This is a genomic window from Arthrobacter sp. 05L417 (assembly GCF_056397865.1).
Map to the genome: position 1 here is coordinate 68,959 of NZ_JBFTOG010000009.1, position 16,192 is coordinate 85,150.

A 16,192-nucleotide genomic window follows, 5' to 3' on the forward strand; every position below is an offset into this window, starting at 1 on the left:
TACACCCCGTCGGGAAAACGGTGGCCCAGTTGCGCTTGTTGCTGGAATGAGCCTATCATCCAGACACGCAAACGTTTCGATGCTTCCGGCCCTTTGCAGCAGGCAGAGACAGACTCGGGAGTACAAGGAAGGACAACGGTGACCGAAAACCACACGCCAGCGGGCATCCTCGGGGACTTGACCCGGGCCCATCGCGCACGAACAGCACGGGCGTCAAGCTTTGACCAGACCGGCCGGAACCGGGATAACTGGATCGTCATGCCCGGTGAGGAAAGGACGCTGGCTGATATTGAAGGCCCGGGGTACATCACTCACATCTGGATGACTCAGTCATGCCGGAACCAGCCGGGGCCCGGACAGATCGATCCGAACGTCGTCGGGGTCCCGATGCTGGAGATCCATAACGCCCTGGGAGTGAGCTGGGAAGTCGTTGACCCTGACTACTACCGGAAGATTGTTCTGAAGATGTATTGGGACGACCAAGAAACGCCGAGTGTGGTCGCGCCGCTTGGTGATTTCTTCGGCCTGATGAACTCCCTCTCCGGCTCGTACGACTCGCTGCCGCTTTCCGTCTCCGCCAAGGAACCGGAGCTCCACACCTTCGGCGGCTCCGCTGCCTTCAACAGCTACTTCCGGATGCCCTTCGGGAAGCGCGCGAGGATCGTCGTCGAGAACCAGAACGACATCCCGTATCTTCAGTATTTCTACATCGACTACGAGCTCGTCAAGGAGCCGCTTCCCGAGGACACCCTCTTCTTCCATGCACACTGGCGCCGTGCCCTACCCAGCGGCTGGGCACCTGACCTGCAGGCCAACAGCATCGAAACCACGGTGGCGAATCTCGACGGGAAGGACAACTACGTCGCACTAGAGACTGAAGGCCGCGGGCACTACGTCGGGTGCACACTGGCTGTCCGCCACTTCCAGGGCTCCTGGTGGGGCGAGGGAGACGACATGATCTTCATCGACGACGACACCTGGCCCCCGAGTCTCCACGGAACGGGAATGGAAGACTACTTCGGGCACGCCTGGGGTATGCAGCACAACGCCTACCAGTTCAACGGAACCATCGTCCACGAGGAGAACGTGCCCGGATTCCATCACAGCTACCGCTTCCACATGGTCGACCCCATCCGGTTCGAAAAGCGGATCAAGGTCACTTTCGAGCACGGTCACGGCAACCACCTCTCGGACGACTGGTCCTCGACCGCGTACTGGTATCAGACCCTTCCCTCGCCAATCCTCGGCATCCCCGGGGTGGAGGGGCGGCTGCCTCTGCGCCCGATCGACCGCGTGATCCAGGCGCCTCTTCCGGAACTGAACGAGGAACAACAGCTGGCCCGTGCCGCCGCCGCGAAGCGAATGGAGGATTTCACGGCCAAGCGCGATGCCCTTCGTGAAGAGCGCAGGCTGCAGATCGATGAGTGGGAGCAGGGAAACGTTGAGATCGCCCGCGCCATCCGGGCCCGTTTCGATGGGCAGGAAGGCTGATGCGGCCGGCGTTTCACTTCGTCGCCGAGAGCGGCTGGATCAATGACCCGCACGGCATTACCGTCAAAGACGGCGAATACCATCTCTTCTACCAGTACGTTCCCGACAGCACTATTTGGGCCCCCAACTGCCACTGGGGGCACGCCCGGGGAGCGGACCTGTTCTCGCTTGAACAGCTGCCGGTCGCGATTGAACCAGGCGACGGTGACGAGGGTATCTGGACGGGCTCTCTCGTCACCGACGACAACGGAGATACCCGCATCTTCTACACCTCGACGGCACAACCGAACATCGGCATCGGCCGCATTCGAGTCGCTTCCCCCAAGGACAAGTCTTGGATCGAATGGCAGAAGGGAGACTTTGTCGCCGATGCGCCCCCAGGCCTCGACATCGTCGCGTACCGGGACCCCTTCCTCGTCAAAGAAGCGACGGGCTGGCGGATGTTCGTTGGAGCAGGGTCATCTGATGGCACTGCCATGGCGCTCAGCTACAGTTCGGCCGACCTCGATACCTGGGATTACGAGGGCGTTGCCCTGCAGCGTTCGACCAATGATCGAGAGCCGGTATGGCTGGGGGCACTCTGGGAATGCCCCCAGATCTTCGACCTCAACGGCCGCCACCTGATGGTCTCATCGGTCTGGGATGATGACGTACTGCATTACGCAGGCTATGCCGTGGGCAGTTACGCCGACGGGCGCTTCGAGGCGAGCTCCTGGGGGCGCCTTACCTACGGCCCCAGCTACTACGCGCCGTCATTCTTCCGTGACGCACAAGGCCGGCCGTGTCTGACCTTCTGGATGCGTGGCATCGCCGATCTGGATTCGGGGTGGGCAAGTGCCCATAGCGTCCCTCATGTTCTCACCCTCGAGGAGAACCAACTGGTCGCGACTCCGCATCCGGACCTCGAGAAGTACAGATCCTCCGCCGTCGTTGGTGGCGATCTTCCCGGACTTTCCGGGGACATCGTATGGTCTCCCTCGACCGGGGAATCGCTGCGAGTTACTTCAGCCGGGAAAACCGTCTTCGTTCTCGACGCCAATTCCCAGAATCTCGTCGCCAAGACCGAAGCGGAAACCTTCGAAGTCCCCTACCTTGGGGGTGATGTCCGGATCATCCTCGACTCCCAAGCCATCGAAATCTCGTCGACGTGGGGAATTCTCGCGTTCGCAGCTGCGCCAGAGGGCCCAACGTTCAGCGTGGACGCGCTCCACGCGACCATCTACCCTCTGGGCCGTCGGGGATGAGCGACGGCCACAGCAAGTCGTCATCATTGTCTGGAGCACCCCCGGCGTCCGCCGACAGGAACGCACCAGCCGACAAGAGGGCGTCTTCTCCTGGCCAGATAGTCCGAGTCCGCAAAAGCAGCCGGTAGCACAGGCCCGAAGAGAGGACACAGGACTGACCCACGGGATGGGTGGGTTGTGATGGTCGTTGCAAGACCCAGGTTTTTTGGGTCTTGCAACGACCATGGCTCGTTAAAGATTTCGGAAGGGGGATGCCCCGATTTCCCGCTCACGGTTTCATTCCATTAGACAACGCCATGGGGATTAATGTCGGGGCGCCTGTCGGAGGATCTTATATCCAAGGTTGTCTCGGGTCCGGCGGTTCCGGCACGGAACCGACCTCGTTTGTAGGCTGGTCTGGGGTGGGTCCATGTGGTTCTCCTTTCGGATTGGGCAGCCGGCGAAGCGGCCGGTTGATGAGCGGTCTGGACCAGCCAGGTTAGGGCTTGGTTTCAGCCCATGTCCCACGAAGCTTGCTTAGCCGCTCCGCCGGTTGACATCGTCCAGTGAAGGACGTGTTAACCGCACCCACGCCGGAGAACCGCAGGCGCCGCCGGCTTGCATCGGCTAGGTTCTGTTCTCATGGTCAACGAAGAGCACGCTCCGCGGGTACTGTCCGATTTGGTGGTGCCGCCGTCGGGTGCGCTGAAGACCACCGGGGATCCCTTCGAACCGTATCGGCTGGTTGACGGCGCCGGGGGAGACGATAAGGCCGGCGGCGGCACCCGACCCCAGAAACGGCCAGTAATATGGATGATTTCCGCGCAATTTTCTTAGTTCGGAGAAGACGCCAAAGACGCCGTCGTCATCGCCGACCAGGCCAGGATGCGCCACGACCTGCAGCCTCTGCGGGCCAGGGATGAAACCAGCACCGGACTGCGGATCCTCACCGCCTGGCGTGCCGATAAGTCTGCGGACCGGGAAGGGGCGATCAACCGCCTGCATGCCCAGCTGCTCGAATACTTCCCCGCGCTTGAACGGGCCTTCGACTACAGCCGCTCCAAAGCCGCACTGTTGCTGCTCACCAACACCGGACCCCGGACGGAATCCGCCGAGCCGGCGAAGCCAGGATCCAAGCCTGGCTGAAGAAACACGGTGCCCGCTCCTCTGCTGCCGTCGCGCAGGCCGCGATAGACGCCGCGAAATCCCACCACCATCGTTCCCGCCCAACACTTGGGGGAGGGGATCGTCGCCGCACTCGCCGGGAAATCATCACACTGGACAAGGAACTGGCAGAGGTGGACGCGCTGTTCAGCGAGAAGGTCACCGAACACCGCCACGCCCAGACCCTGCTCATCATGCCAGGCTTCGGACCCGTCCTCGCCGCCGAGTTTCTCGGCGCCACCGGCGGGGACCTCACCGTCTTCCAGACAGCCGATCGGTTCGCCGGCGTCGCCGGACTGGCCCCGGCCCCCAGGGACTCCGGAAGATCAGCGGAAACCATCACCGGCCACGCCGCTACGACCGACGGTTATTTCGGGTGTTCTATCTCTCCGGCCTTTCTGCGCTAAAAAGTTGCCCAGCGTCGCGGACCTATTGCGACCGCAAACGCAATGAAGGAAGATCTCATATCCAGGCGATGCTTTCCCTGGCCCGGCGACGACTGAACGTTCTCTGGGCCATGCTCCGAGACGGCACGACCTACGCCCCGGCCTCTGAAGGTGCAACCTGCCATCGGCGCTTAGCCACTGAGTTAGGGTCGACGCCGCAGAACGCGCCTTCTGATCGGGAGCGAATCCCCTGGTGAGCTAGGAGCCATCCGGGCTCGACCAACCCCGAGCCCGGAATCTCACTGGTAATCGCGTCGGACCGGTGTGTGGTAGCCAAACGGTCACCGCGACCTGAGCTCGCGATAAGCCGTTATCAGTGCCACCAGGCTTAAACGAGATGTTCATCTGACGTCAGGTGAGTGGAAAGACGAGCAGGGACCCGGTGGCTGTAGCGACCAACTTGCCGCTGACGTCAGTGACAGTGCCGTCTGCGAAGGCAACGCGACTGCCGGCCTTCGATACAACGCCTACACAGGTCAGCGGACCGCTGCCGGACCGTACCGAACGAAGATAGTTCACCTTGATTTCTATGGAGGTGTAACCCACGCCCTGAGGAAGGGTGGTCTGTACGGCGCAGCCCAGTGCCGAATCGAGCAGGGTGCACACCAGCCCGCCGTGGACTGCGCCGATCGGGTTGTAATGGGATTCGTCCGGGTGGCAGGTAAAGGTGGCCGTTCCCGGCGCCGCCTCGACCAGCTTCATGTTCAGCAGTTCCCCCATGGGTGGAGGCGGCAGCTTGTTGCCCATCATTGAGTGCAGGTATTCAAGGCCGCTCATGTTCGGCATGGCTGCCGCACCAACGGCGGGATCATCCCACGCGACGAGTCGTTTACGCTCTGTCACTGCTGCTCCTATCGTTAGGCAATTGATGTTGACGCGCATACTTCCGCTCCGCAGTCGAGCTAAGTTCACGTGAAGCATGGCCCGTGTCAGGGACCGACGCGCCCGGTTTGGTGAGACCAAGGCAGCGACTGCTCGCGGTTCGGATGCGGGGGCCCGGGAAACGTCCGGGCGTCCGCATCAAGAGTGTATCGGTTGCGATCAAAAATGGAACATAATTGTTCCCGATATTGCGGAATCTGTTTCTGTTGAGTATCTATTAGATGGGAATCAACAGCGGAATCCGCCGGGAACAGTTCAATCGGCAACCATCAGCTCCCGCCGTCAGAGCCGACAAGAAATGGAGTGCCCGGTGTCAGTATTGAGGTTTGAACAGGTCCTCTGGACGGATGAGCGCGCTGTTGCGCTCCAGCGGATCCTGGAGGAGGACCTCCACAGCAGGTATGCGCGCCACCTGCAGCCTGGTCCCGCGCGGGACGCTGCGCTCAGGGCCTTGGCCGTTGATCCGGATGATGTGCTTGCGACCGTCCTGGCCGTGTCGGATGACACCGGGCCTGTGGCCCACGCCGCCCTCCGGTCACTTAACGGGGAGTGGGAAGTCAAGCGAGTCGTGGTGCTTGAAAGCGAACGAGGCCGGGGTATCGCCGGCGCGCTGATGGGGGAGATCGAAGCGATCGCGGCAGAGGGGGGAGCCTCGCGGGTCATTTTACAGACTGGGGATCAGCAGCCCGAAGCTGTCGCCCTGTACTCGAAGCGGGGCTACACGCGCATTCCGGTGTATGAACCCTATGCAACTGCCATCCCCTTCTCCCTTTGCTTTGAAAAGCGTTTAACGTAACAAGTCCCCGCCGGCACAAAGTATGGAAGCACCAGCTCTTCCATACTTGGCAAAAATCCCATCCCTTCCGGTCGATACTTAGAACGCCACTAGATATGAGGGTGGGGTCGGTACGCGCGGGAGACGAGGTTTGGTCCTTCTGAAGTCCGTTGTCGTCGGGCGCGTCTCCGGAACGCCAACCATGCGTTGCTTTCCGGTCCCGGTGTTCTTCGTGGCGTTCCGGTCCCCTTGATCCGACTGTGATGGCCTTTGTCAGAAGGACCAGGTGAGTGGCCATGGCCGGGCAGTCGGCGGGGCTGCCACACTGCTTGCACACTCGTCGCCGTCGAACACGCCATGCTCACCTCGTTTTCACGTCAGCAGCCCCTCAATGAATGCCTTCACGCCCGGTCTCGGTACTTTTGGCGGCCATGTACATGGACAGCCCCGCGAACGCGGCGGTAATCAGGGGTGCATCCACACCAAGGAGTTCTGCCCGTTCAAGGAGATCTCCCAGGATCTGATCGGCTTCGACGTCCTGACCCTGCATGAGATCGCGATACATCGACGTCGCGAATCCGGATCCCGGCTGCAGCAGCGTGCGTTCGACACGGTCAAGGGCAGCGCGGCGGGGCGCAAAGCCAGCGGCTGTGGCGATGTGTACGCACTCCCGGATGACGGCTTGCGCTGTCGAAAGCCCCCCGCTCACCCGCGTGATCTCGCCAGCCGTTCCTCTGAGTAACGTGGTGAGCGCACCGCCGGCGGCCAGGAATACCCATTTTTCCCACATATCGAGTTCAATTGAGCCGGAAAGCTCGGTATCGAACCCTGCACCGCGGAGCGTCGCGTCGACGCGGTCGAGACGCTTATCGTGAATGCCGTCGAGCGACCCATAGGAAAGGCTGGCACCGGGCAGGAGTTGACGAATCGCTCCATCCTTTTCCAGCTGGCTCACAACAACGCAGACGCCGCCAAGGACGTGCTCGCGTCCGAAGTGTGCCTGAAGTGTGTCCATGTGCCGGATCCCATTCAGCACGGGCAGGATCGCGGTCTGTGGCCCCACTGCGGGTCCGAGATCTTCGATCGCCTTCTCGAGCGCATACGCCTTTACGGCCAGCAGTACGATGTCATAGGAGCCACCAATCTGCGGGGCCGAGACCGTCTGCGGGCTGATTTGACTTTCCCCTCCAGCCGAGCGAAGAACAAGTCCGCGTTCCTTCAACAGCTGCGCACGTTCAGGACGCACGAGGAAAGTTACATCTCGACCAGCTCTTGCGAGGTGGTACCCGAAAAATCCTCCAACGGCGCCAGCACCCACGATCAGGGTTCGAAGCCCGACGACGCTAGTCGTCTCCCTCGAAACGTCCGATGCGGTGGCTATGGGCGGACTCGTAGGAGTACCGGTTGGACTATTCGTATCTACAGTCACAGCGGCTGCCTTTCTTTCTATCCTGTGGGCTGCGAGGCCTCTACGGTTACGAGAAAGATCTATATCCCGGGCCGACACGTGGTTCGATGTTTAGTGGGTGCAGTCGGCATCTCGGCGGACCGACTTCAGGGGCCAAAACGCCCGCTCCGCCCCGCTCCATTTCCGTTGTGGTCCGCGTGATGAGCCTAAAGGTTGATCAGTTTGGGGTACATGGCCTCGATAGGAGCTGCGAGATTTGCCGTAATGCTGATGCTGAGGTCGTCGGCAAGAATCTCGTAATCGCCTTGTTCAAGTCCGCACCGCTAAGTGCCGTGCGGACAGCGTCAGCGGCGTCGTTCATGGGAGCGTCGATGCTTTTTTGTCATCGGCATCGCGGTGAATCCGAGGTGGAGACCGCTAACGAGGTTGCCCCGCGGCGCATTTTCCGCTGCTACGCGGCTGGCCATCCCCTCAGGTTCGTCTGGCACCCGGTCCGGTCAGGGGGACCACGCGGCGATCCCCGAATGCGACCATCGCGTGCACCGGTGCGGTGCTGGCGCGCATGAGTGCCGCGAGGCCCCGGCGTCCCTGCCGGCGGGCGAGCTCCGGCCCGAGGGTGATCATCAGCGCGGTGAGCGCCGGCATCGGGCGCCCGAAGAGCGTGATCTCTCTGATGCGTGCCTTGTCGTCGAGGCGCAGCAGTTGCGCCTCCTCGAACGGCTGAGTCCCCACTCGTGCCCGGTAGACCAGCGCGTACGTGTCGCCCTGACCGGTCTCGGTGTGGAAGTGGATGTCTTCGACCGCAGTGAATGCCGAGGCCAGGAAGTCGCGTAGTTGGTCAGATCCCTCGAGGCGGAACTGCTCGGTGAGCGGGGAGCTGAGGACGATGTCCGGGCTCAGGCAGGCGACCGCGGCGTCGGGGTCACCGCTTTCCCCGGCGGCGCGCCAGCGGGCGATGGTCGTGGCGGCGGATGGTGGGGTGTCTAGCACTGGTCTCTCCCGGTGTGAACGGTGTGAACGGTGTGTTGGGGTTTGCGGGGTGGGCGGGTGTTAGCCGGTCAGCTGGTTGAGCTTGCGGATCTGGCTGTCGAAGGCCCGGGCGGGGGCGAAGCGGCGCAGTGTGCTGGCACGTCCGGCCAGGGTGCCGGCCGTGTAGCGCAGGTTCGGCTTCGGGTCCGTTGCGGCCTTGACGATCACCTTGGCGACGACGGCGGGGTCGTCGCCGTCCTTGATCGCCGCCGCCATCACGCGGCCGAAGGTTTGCCGCTGCTGCGCGTACCCCGCCAGAGGCATGTCGGGCTGCGTGCTGTTGGCCTCGAATCCGGTCCTGGTGTAGGCGGGTTCGACGAGCAGGGCCCGGATGCCGTACTGCCGGACCTCGTGGTCCAGGGACTGGGAGTAGCCCTCGATCGCGTGTTTGGAGGCGCCGTAGACGGCCATGAAGGGCGCGGGGATGAATCCCTGGACCGATGAGAGGTTGATGATGCGTCCGCGTCCTCGGGCACGCATGTGCGGCAGTACCTCCTTCACCATGCGCATGACGCCGAACACATTGATGTCGAAGACCGCTTGCGATTGCGCGATGGAGCTTTCCTCGGCGGCGCCGATCGAGCCGATGCCGGCGTTGTTGACCAGTACGTCGATCTTCCCGAAACGGTCAATGACGTGTTTCACTGCACCCGCTACGGACTCGTCGCTTGTTACGTCGAGGTCGATGAATGTGATTCCTGCCCCGGGCTTCACTCCTGCCGACTTGCGGCTGGTTCCGACGACCTCGAAGCCCGCCTCAACCAGTGCTGCAGCAGCAGCCTTCCCGATCCCTGATGAGGCACCGGTTACCAATGCGATTTCCCGTGTTGTTGCCACGTCTTGACTCCTCAGTCCGTTCGAAAGCTTTCTTGCCTAATCCTGTGTCGCTAGGGCTCTAGAGGAGAGGCAATAGCGTCTGGGCGTCCTACCGTTTACCCGTAACAAGAGTGTAGCGAGTATTGACTTTAATGCAACACTCTTGTTTCTTTTGCGGTTAAATCTGGCTCTCCGGGGTATCGGTTAGGATGGAGGAACCCTATGGATGGAGATATTTGATGGGCCGAGCATTGCGGGCCGATGCTGAGCGTAGTGTGCGCGCCATTTTGGAAGCAGCCGAGCAGGTATTGACCGATGACCCTGGCGCCTCCATGGAGCAGATCGGTGAAAGGGCAGGGCTGACCAGAACCACAGTCCACCGCAGGTTCGCCAACCGCAAAGCTCTCATGGATGCTCTCGCAATCTCCGCCAAACAGCAGCTTGCCGCTGCCATTGAAGCGGGCAACCCTGATTCGGCCCCTCCGCTTGTTGCGCTGCATCGTGTAACAGCGAATGTCTTAAGGACAAAAAGCGCGTGGAGATTCACTCTTGGCAGTCCCCTGGCGGACGCCAGTGCGGCCGCCGAAATCTGGGATCGGATCAATGCCCGCTGTCTGGATCTCCTCTCCAGAGCCCAACGCGAGGGACTGCTCCATCGGGATGCTGACCTGGAATGGACACGGCAAGTGTACTACGCGCTCATGAGTGAGGCCCTGCAAAGATTCCCGGCGGATGACGATCCGGACGCAAAGCTAACGGATACACTCGCCACACTGGTCATCGACACCTTGCTCTACGGAGCCGGAAAACGCAGCTAGCGACTCGAGAAGACGGGCTGGTTGTTCAGGGCCGTCTTCCTGCCGGGGATGGTCTGTTTGGACAAAGTCAGCAGTTTACTATCACTTCCCTTCGCACTTTCATGTCCACCGTGAGCGCCGATAACGGATGTTTCATCGCATGGGGGAGTCCAGCGACGTACTAACCGCTATCTGCAGACCAGCCTCGCCTACGGTTGGGTGACCTCCGCCGTCGGCGTTGTCGCCTCCATTCTCTGCGCCCTGCTCATCGATAGGGTTGGCCGCAAGCGCTGGTACTCCGTGGCTTTCTTGGCCTGCACCGTCCCGCTTGCCATCCTCACGGCCTTGGGCGCCGTCTCCGCGACACAGGTCGTTGTGTTCGCCAGCGTCGCCTACGCCATCCTGCAAACCATCTCGTTCTCGCTCTACCTCTACTCCGCGGAGCTCTACCGGATCCGGCTGCGGGCCATCGGCACCGGCTTCGGGAGCGCCTGGCTCCGCGCCGGGTCCGCCGTCGGACCGCTCCTGGTCGGATGGATCGTCGACAACTTCGGCATCAGCTACGTCTTCACCGTGTTCGCGGCGGTCGCCCTCATCGGAGGCCTCATCACCATCGTCTTCGCCATCGAAACCAAAGGCCGCGTCCTCGAAGAAACTCTCGCCCTAACCGCCCTCCACCCCGCACACAATAACCAAGCCGCGGCGGCCCAGACCTCAAAGAGGCTGGGCCGCTGTCAGTTGCAGAAGCCGCCTACACGGAAGGTGAGACGTCGTCTGCACCCGGACCAGGACGGGTCCACGCCGTCGTGCGACGGCGTGGGGGCACGACGAAGGCCCACCCATGGGGGACGGTTGGCCTTCGCCAATGAGCGCTACAGCGCTCTTGTATAGCTATCGAGTAGACGAGAGCGGAACCCTGACAGGCTTCGAAATTTGGCTCTCCGACGAGAGAGAGCCAGATACTGCCAGGAAGTTGGAACGGAGGGAAAGCGACCTTCAACGGGCGGACCGCGCGCAGGTTCGGTTTGCACGAGGCGCGAACGTCGGATCCCGGTACCTTCAGCACTCAGAGGACACATTTGGGCTTGGGTGCCCGATTGGCGGCCCCATCGAATGCCGGGCAAGGATACGCCCCGCCTGGGAGAAGTAGATTCGGAAGCTGGCGGCTGGTCGTCCTAGACGAGAGCCGGTGCGTCGTTCCGGCGTTTTTCGGTGTGGCCGGCGATGGCTGCGACCATGCTGCGGGCGGCGATCGTCAGGATGAATGTGGTCGCCAGGGCGAGCGTGATCCAGGCATAGGTGTCCCGGCCGGGAAGGTTCGTTGCGGCGAACCAGCGGACGGCGTAGTTTGCGGTGGTGGCGACGGGGAAGGTGAAGACCCAGAACAGGGGGCTGAAGGGGATCTTGCGGTACTCGCCGATGAGGAACAGTTGCATGAGCAACATGATGGTCAGCACGCCGGTGAGGCCCAGCTGCAGCGCGCCCATGGGTCCCGGATGGGAGACCATCCACGCAATGCTCGCTGTTGCCGGGGCGGCGAGGTAGGCCGACAGTCCGGTCTTGGCTGCCGGGGGAAGAGCGCCTGCGGTCATCAGCCGGACCGTGACGACGGTTCCGACGACGAGCCAGAAGAAGGCACCGATGCCGAAGGCGGCCAGCGCCGCATCGCGGGCGTGGATGCTCGAGAACCCGATGCTGGCAACGAAGGATCCGGCCACGACAGGCAGGAGGTAGCCGGGGTGAATGGATTGCATGGAGACTCCGCCGGTAATCCAGTGGGCGAAGAGCTGGGTGGCCACAACGGTGAGCGCTGCGATGAACGCAACACACACCCATGGACCTACCGCGGGAAGGTATTCGCTGTAGTGGGCTGAAAGCAGGATCCCCACCAGGGGGATGAAGGACGCAAACGGGCCGGCTATCTCGTGCCGGAGATCGGCGCGGAAGGCTCCTTTGCGGCGCAGGCCGCGCACCAGATAGATCGTGGTCAGGATGAGCCAGATGGCACTGGCCGCTCCGTAGAGGACTTCCTCCGGCCAGGCCGGCGCCCCGAGGGTGGCCCGGCCCGCCGACCATCCGGCGCCCAATCCGGCGAGGCCCAGCGGAACACCGAAGAGGCTCAACGGCAGCATGCCCGACGCGGCGGCGGGCGGCGGGTCGGCAGCTGACGGTCGGTCCGGTGAGGGGTCGGCCGGGCCGGCCGTTGCCGGCCCGGTCCTGATGTCGGCAACAGTCATTCCGTACTCCTCGGAGCTGGGCCCGTCAGTCGTGGTGAGATCGCCGTTCGGTGATCGGCAGGGAATGCTTCATTCCGGTGATCGCGGCGTAGAATCACGATACAAGCTTTCTTTAAGAAAGTAAATAAACTTGCTCCAAGAAAGTAAGTACTCTCTGGAAAGGGATCCTGATGCCGCTTCGCACGAGCTGGTCAGAAGACAAGTGCCCCATCGCCCGGGCCGCGGACGTCCTGGGGGATCCGTGGTCCCTGCTGGTGCTGCGGGAGGTGTTCCTGGGCAACAACCGCTTCGACGGCATGAAGAAGGAACTGCGCGTCGCCGACAATGTGCTCAGCGAACGCCTCCGGCGCCTGGTCGGTGCGGGTGTTCTGAACGCCGAACCATACAGCGCGGGAACCCGCCCCCGGAACGAATACCGCCTCACCGCAGCCGGGAACGACGCGCTACCCGTCCTGCATGCGCTCACCGTGTGGGCGCAGAGGCACACGCAGTCGCCGGGCGGAAAATCAATGCGCATTATCTGCACGACCTGTGGCACCGAGTCCGTCTCCGGCGCCTGGTGCCAAACATGCGGGGCGGGGCTCACGGTCGCAACCACCGCGTGGGCTCATCCGAAGTCCGGTGAAAAGCTTATCGAGCTGGCGCGTGCAGGGGCACCGCACAAGGCCTCTGATTGATGTCGGGGCGCGTCGGATGGCAGGCCGTCCGGAGCCGCGGATACTAGGGCCCCTCAGGGGCACGTCACCGCGTAGCTGTGCTTGTGCATGTGCGTGAGACTACGGTCATCGGAGCCGTCCGGGCGGCAGTGGTGGACTGGAGATCACTCTCGAATCCCCAGCAATTCCTCGGGGACCGGAGCCTCGGAGAGCCGCTCTTCGGAGGGGTGATCACAGATGAGACAGGCCGACGCCCAACGCGAACAGCAGGCTCTCCGTGCCTCCCGCAGCCTGCGCCAAGCCCCGAGTCGGCATAGCGCACCTACTGCAGCAGACGGCTGAGGGCGGCATCCATTTTCCCGTGCATGTCCTGCGTGGGATCGAGCAACCATTGCAACTGCAGTCCGTCCCACATAGCCACTAGCAAACGCCCAGTCAGTTCCGGGTCGACGTCCGCCGAAACGCGGCCACGTTCGATGTCGTACTCAAGGAGTTCGGCGAGAGAAGAGGCGAGGTTGGCATATCGGTCCACGAACCACTGGTGAGCCGGGTGTGCTGGATCCGACGCCTCGGAAGACACAATCGCCAGAAGCCGCAGCAGTTCCTGGCGCTCCAGGTTGAAATCTACAAGCGCGAGGATTGCAACCTTCACCCCTTCGCTGCGTGCAAGGCCCAAGGTCCATCCGCCTGTTTGATCGGCGTTGTCCAGAACAGCCGCAAGAAGGTCGCTCTTCGCCGGGAAATGATGGACGACACTGGTCAAACTCAACCCGATCTGCCGGGCGATGTCGCGCAGGGATCCCCCGTGGTAGCCGCGGGAGGCGAAAACGTTCGTCGCCGCTTCGACGATTTCCTGCCGCCGTTGCGCTGTTTTGACGCCGGGGCCCCGACGTGTCGGCGGTTGGGCAGAGGGGGGCATCGTGGTGGTCACTCATTCATGATAGCCAATATTGATCAGAATATTGCAGTTGTTCGGTTTTGGGTGGTACTTTCGTTGGACGGCACACTTCGCCGTACTCAATGAGGAGAAAATCTGCTAATGAAACGCAAAGCACTTCTTGCTACCGTCGCGGGCGGCGTGTTGACAGCCCTTGTCTTTACTGGATGCGGACGAACTGACACCGCGGCCAAGGACGTCCAGCCCGGCGCCGCGGTGGACGCCGGCCCGGCGACGGGCACCGTCAAGATCTGGACGATGGGAACAGAGGGCGAAAAGCTGCCTGAACTCATCAAGGGCTTCAAGGAAGCGAACCCCGACGCGACCGTTGAGGTCACTGCAGTGCCCTGGCAGGACTATGCCAAGAAAATCGAAACTGCGGTCGCATCAGGGTCGACGCCCGACGCGACGATGGTTGGTTCCTCCGACCTTGCTTCGTTCGTCGCGGGCGGCGGCCTGGAGGCGGTGCCTGAGGGCCTTGTTGATAAGAAATCGTTCTTCCCGGGCGCACAGGGCAGCTCCGAAATCGCCGGTGCCACGTTTGCGGTGCCGTGGTACGTCGAAACGCGAGCCCTGTTCTATCGGAAGGACCTTGCAGACGCGGCAAGGCTCACGGCCCCGGAATCGTGGGACAAGTTCGACGGTTTCGCCAAGGGCCTCCAGGGCCAGGGGGCCAAGTGGGGCTTCTCGGTTACGACCGGTGCAGCGTATACGTGGCAGACGATACTCCCGTATATGTGGCAGGCGGGGGCTCAGCTCACGGACGAGAAGCGTACGCAGCTAACCTTTGATTCCCCGCAGGCGTTGGAAGGACTCAATCGATACCGGTCGTTGTTCACGAGCGGAATCGCCAGTCAGAACGGGCCGGTCAGCCTCGGAGAGATCGAACCGAAATTCGTTTCGGGTGAAGTCGGTTCGTTCATCTCCGGACCCTGGGAGATCGGTTTGCTGAAGCAGGCAGGAGGCGAGGGGTTCCTCAGCAAGGTCGGCCTTGCGCCCGTCCCTGCTGGACCAGCGGGCAACACATCGTATATCGGCGGTAGCCACCTCGCGGTATTCAAAAACGCCAAGAACCGCGACGGTGCGTGGAAGCTCGTCCGATGGTTGTCAAAGGCGGAAACGCAGGAGCAGTGGTTCAAGATTTCCGGCGATCTGCCCGCGGTGCAGTCGGCCTGGAATTCCAAGGCTCTCTCCTCCGATCCCTACCTCAAGGTGTTCGGTAAACAGCTCGAGAACGCCCAGAATGCGCCCGCAGTAACGACCTGGACCCAGATTGGTGCGCTCATAGACGCCGAAGCCGAGAAGGTCGCGAAGGGTGCCAGCACTCCCGAGGAGGCGCAGGCAGCGATCCAGTCCGGTGCGAAGAAGATCGGGACAGGCAGGTAACACCCGTGGCAACTCTAATAGCGACTTCCGAGGTGGCAGGCACCAGTCTGCCGCCCCGGAAGGGGAACCGTGCCCGGCGTGGTCGCACTATGGCCGCCTGGTTGTTTTGCAGCCCATTCCTCATCTTCTTTTTCGCGTTCGGTCTGTGGCCGGTGCTTTCCTCGTTGCTGATGAGCTTCACGGACATCAGGAGCCGCGACCTGCGGACCCCGTTCGGTGTGAGCTTTGTGGGACTGGATAACTACGTGACGTTGTTCGCTGACGGCACGTTCATTCGCGCGGTGCTGAACACCCTGTACTTCGTCGCGGTCGGCATACCTGTCACGATGCTCGTTTCCCTTGTCGCGGCCGTTGCCCTCAATTCGGGTATCACCCGCCTGAAGGCTGTGTTCCGCGTGGGCTATTTCGCGCCGGTTGTGACCAGCATTATCGCCATCGCTGTCGTGTGGCGATATATGTACCAGGAGGACGGGCTGTTTAATGCCGCCCTCGGGGCAATCGGAATCGCCGGTCCTGATTGGCTCAACGATCCAGCGTGGTCGATGCCTGCTCTCATCATCATGGCCGTGTGGCGCAACTTCGGAATCCCCATGGTGATCTTTCTTGCCGGACTCCAGGCAATTCCGACCGAGCTCCATGAAGCAGCCAGTGTCGACGGCGCCAGCAAGTGGCGTTCGTTCCGCAGCATCACCCTGCCGCTGTTGAAGCCGACGACTCTTGTCGTTGCGGTCCTGCTGAGCATCGCCTACCTGCAGTTCTTTGAGGAGCCGTTCGTCATGACCGGCGGCGGCCCCCTCGACAGCACGTTCTCCATCGGCTACTACGCGTATAAGCAGTTCGGCTTTGGACTGTACGGGCTTGCGTCAGCGGCATCATACGTTCTTGTACTCGTCATCGCGCTGCTCAGCTTCCTCCAGTTCCGATTGTTCCGTACCAGGAGTTGAA

Annotated in this window: 17 protein-coding genes; 10 read left to right on the top strand and 7 right to left on the bottom strand. The window is 62.1% G+C overall.

Annotated features, from left to right (window positions below):
* The first annotated feature begins 138 nt into the window (after nucleotides 1-138).
* Both AC1DJW_RS09685 and AC1DJW_RS09690 read left to right on the top strand, forming a co-directional pair.
* A complete protein-coding gene (locus AC1DJW_RS09685; protein ID WP_476901259.1) occupies nucleotides 139-1,491 on the top strand; it encodes a glycoside hydrolase family 172 protein in 1,353 nt (450 codons plus the stop codon).
* The gene (locus AC1DJW_RS09690) at nucleotides 1,491-2,735 is read left to right on the top strand and encodes a glycoside hydrolase family 32 protein (protein WP_476901260.1); all 1,245 of its coding nucleotides are present in this window, start codon (nucleotides 1,491-1,493) and stop codon (nucleotides 2,733-2,735) included. Before AC1DJW_RS09685 ends, AC1DJW_RS09690 begins: the two co-directional genes overlap by 1 nt.
* A gap of 606 nt (nucleotides 2,736-3,341) precedes the next feature.
* Here AC1DJW_RS09690 and AC1DJW_RS09695 read toward each other — a convergent pair.
* Entirely contained in the window at nucleotides 3,342-3,608 is a 267-nt protein-coding gene (locus AC1DJW_RS09695; protein WP_476901261.1) for a hypothetical protein, read from the bottom strand.
* Between AC1DJW_RS09695 and AC1DJW_RS09700 the strand changes: the two genes are divergently transcribed.
* Together AC1DJW_RS09700 and AC1DJW_RS09705 are read left to right on the top strand one after the other, a co-directional pair.
* Entirely contained in the window at nucleotides 3,600-3,860 is a 261-nt protein-coding gene (locus AC1DJW_RS09700; protein ID WP_476901262.1) for an IS110 family transposase, read from the top strand. The genes AC1DJW_RS09695 and AC1DJW_RS09700 overlap by 9 nt on opposite strands.
* 152 nt (nucleotides 3,861-4,012) lie before the next feature.
* The gene (locus AC1DJW_RS09705) at nucleotides 4,013-4,285 is read left to right on the top strand and encodes a transposase (protein ID WP_476901263.1); all 273 of its coding nucleotides are present in this window, start codon (nucleotides 4,013-4,015) and stop codon (nucleotides 4,283-4,285) included.
* A 390-nt stretch (nucleotides 4,286-4,675) separates the two neighbouring features.
* Here the strand turns inward: AC1DJW_RS09705 and AC1DJW_RS09710 are convergent, their stop codons facing one another.
* Complete coding sequence (locus AC1DJW_RS09710) at nucleotides 4,676-5,167, bottom strand: PaaI family thioesterase (protein WP_476901264.1); 492 nt, start codon at nucleotides 5,165-5,167, stop codon at nucleotides 4,676-4,678.
* A gap of 349 nt (nucleotides 5,168-5,516) precedes the next feature.
* On the opposite strand from AC1DJW_RS09710, the gene AC1DJW_RS09715 reads away from it, so the two are divergent.
* Nucleotides 5,517-6,002, top strand: coding sequence for a GNAT family N-acetyltransferase (locus tag AC1DJW_RS09715; protein WP_476901265.1), 486 nt, complete (start codon nucleotides 5,517-5,519; stop codon nucleotides 6,000-6,002).
* Nucleotides 6,003-6,369: 367 nt separating this feature from the next.
* On the opposite strand, the gene AC1DJW_RS09720 is transcribed toward AC1DJW_RS09715, so the two are convergent.
* The 3 genes from AC1DJW_RS09720 to AC1DJW_RS09730 all read right to left on the bottom strand — a co-directional run bounded on the left by AC1DJW_RS09720 (nucleotide 6,370) and on the right by AC1DJW_RS09730 (nucleotide 9,255).
* A complete protein-coding gene (locus AC1DJW_RS09720) occupies nucleotides 6,370-7,299 on the bottom strand; it encodes a ketopantoate reductase family protein (RefSeq protein WP_476901266.1) in 930 nt (309 codons plus the stop codon).
* A gap of 561 nt (nucleotides 7,300-7,860) precedes the next feature.
* The gene (locus AC1DJW_RS09725) at nucleotides 7,861-8,379 is read right to left on the bottom strand and encodes a nuclear transport factor 2 family protein (protein WP_476901267.1); all 519 of its coding nucleotides are present in this window, start codon (nucleotides 8,377-8,379) and stop codon (nucleotides 7,861-7,863) included.
* Nucleotides 8,380-8,439: 60 nt separating this feature from the next.
* Nucleotides 8,440-9,255 carry an oxidoreductase gene (locus tag AC1DJW_RS09730; protein ID WP_476901268.1) on the bottom strand — a complete coding sequence of 272 codons (816 nt, stop codon included), beginning with the start codon at nucleotides 9,253-9,255 and terminating at the stop codon, nucleotides 8,440-8,442.
* A 218-nt stretch (nucleotides 9,256-9,473) separates the two neighbouring features.
* On the opposite strand from AC1DJW_RS09730, the gene AC1DJW_RS09735 reads away from it, so the two are divergent.
* Both AC1DJW_RS09735 and AC1DJW_RS09740 read left to right on the top strand, forming a co-directional pair.
* Complete coding sequence (locus AC1DJW_RS09735) at nucleotides 9,474-10,052, top strand: TetR/AcrR family transcriptional regulator (protein WP_476901269.1); 579 nt, start codon at nucleotides 9,474-9,476, stop codon at nucleotides 10,050-10,052.
* Between the two features lie 120 nt (nucleotides 10,053-10,172).
* Nucleotides 10,173-10,922: an MFS transporter gene (locus AC1DJW_RS09740; RefSeq protein WP_476901314.1), complete on the top strand. Its 750-nt coding sequence runs from the start codon at nucleotides 10,173-10,175 to the stop codon at nucleotides 10,920-10,922.
* Between the two features lie 284 nt (nucleotides 10,923-11,206).
* On the opposite strand, the gene AC1DJW_RS09745 is transcribed toward AC1DJW_RS09740, so the two are convergent.
* The gene (locus tag AC1DJW_RS09745) at nucleotides 11,207-12,268 is read right to left on the bottom strand and encodes an SLAC1 family transporter (RefSeq protein WP_476901270.1); all 1,062 of its coding nucleotides are present in this window, start codon (nucleotides 12,266-12,268) and stop codon (nucleotides 11,207-11,209) included.
* A gap of 170 nt (nucleotides 12,269-12,438) precedes the next feature.
* Here AC1DJW_RS09745 and AC1DJW_RS09750 point away from each other — a divergent pair, with 170 nt between their 5' ends.
* A complete protein-coding gene (locus AC1DJW_RS09750; protein ID WP_476901271.1) occupies nucleotides 12,439-12,945 on the top strand; it encodes a winged helix-turn-helix transcriptional regulator in 507 nt (168 codons plus the stop codon).
* Nucleotides 12,946-13,246: 301 nt separating this feature from the next.
* Here the strand turns inward: AC1DJW_RS09750 and AC1DJW_RS09755 are convergent, their stop codons facing one another.
* The gene (locus AC1DJW_RS09755) at nucleotides 13,247-13,855 is read right to left on the bottom strand and encodes a TetR/AcrR family transcriptional regulator (protein WP_476901272.1); all 609 of its coding nucleotides are present in this window, start codon (nucleotides 13,853-13,855) and stop codon (nucleotides 13,247-13,249) included.
* A gap of 108 nt (nucleotides 13,856-13,963) precedes the next feature.
* Between AC1DJW_RS09755 and AC1DJW_RS09760 the strand changes: the two genes are divergently transcribed.
* Nucleotides 13,964-15,247, top strand: coding sequence for an extracellular solute-binding protein (locus AC1DJW_RS09760; RefSeq protein WP_476901273.1), 1,284 nt, complete (start codon nucleotides 13,964-13,966; stop codon nucleotides 15,245-15,247).
* A gap of 5 nt (nucleotides 15,248-15,252) precedes the next feature.
* On the top strand, nucleotides 15,253-16,191 hold the full coding sequence (locus AC1DJW_RS09765; RefSeq protein ID WP_476901274.1) for a carbohydrate ABC transporter permease: 939 nt from the start codon (nucleotides 15,253-15,255) through the stop codon (nucleotides 16,189-16,191).
* Nucleotide 16,192: the final 1 nt, after the last annotated feature.

Bases quoted from the DNA above. Each gene is read 5' to 3' on its own strand.
- AC1DJW_RS09750 (WP_476901271.1), top strand. From the start codon at position 12,439: ATGCCGCTTCGCACGAGCTGGTCAGAAGACAAGTGCCCCATCGCCCGG.
- AC1DJW_RS09690 (WP_476901260.1), top strand. From the start codon at position 1,491: ATGCGGCCGGCGTTTCACTTCGTCGCCGAGAGCGGCTGGATCAATGAC.
- AC1DJW_RS09760 (WP_476901273.1), top strand. From the start codon at position 13,964: ATGAAACGCAAAGCACTTCTTGCTACCGTCGCGGGCGGCGTGTTGACA.
- AC1DJW_RS09735 (WP_476901269.1), top strand. From the start codon at position 9,474: ATGGGCCGAGCATTGCGGGCCGATGCTGAGCGTAGTGTGCGCGCCATT.
- AC1DJW_RS09745 (WP_476901270.1), bottom strand. From the start codon at position 12,268: ATGACTGTTGCCGACATCAGGACCGGGCCGGCAACGGCCGGCCCGGCC.
- AC1DJW_RS09700 (WP_476901262.1), top strand. From the start codon at position 3,600: ATGCGCCACGACCTGCAGCCTCTGCGGGCCAGGGATGAAACCAGCACC.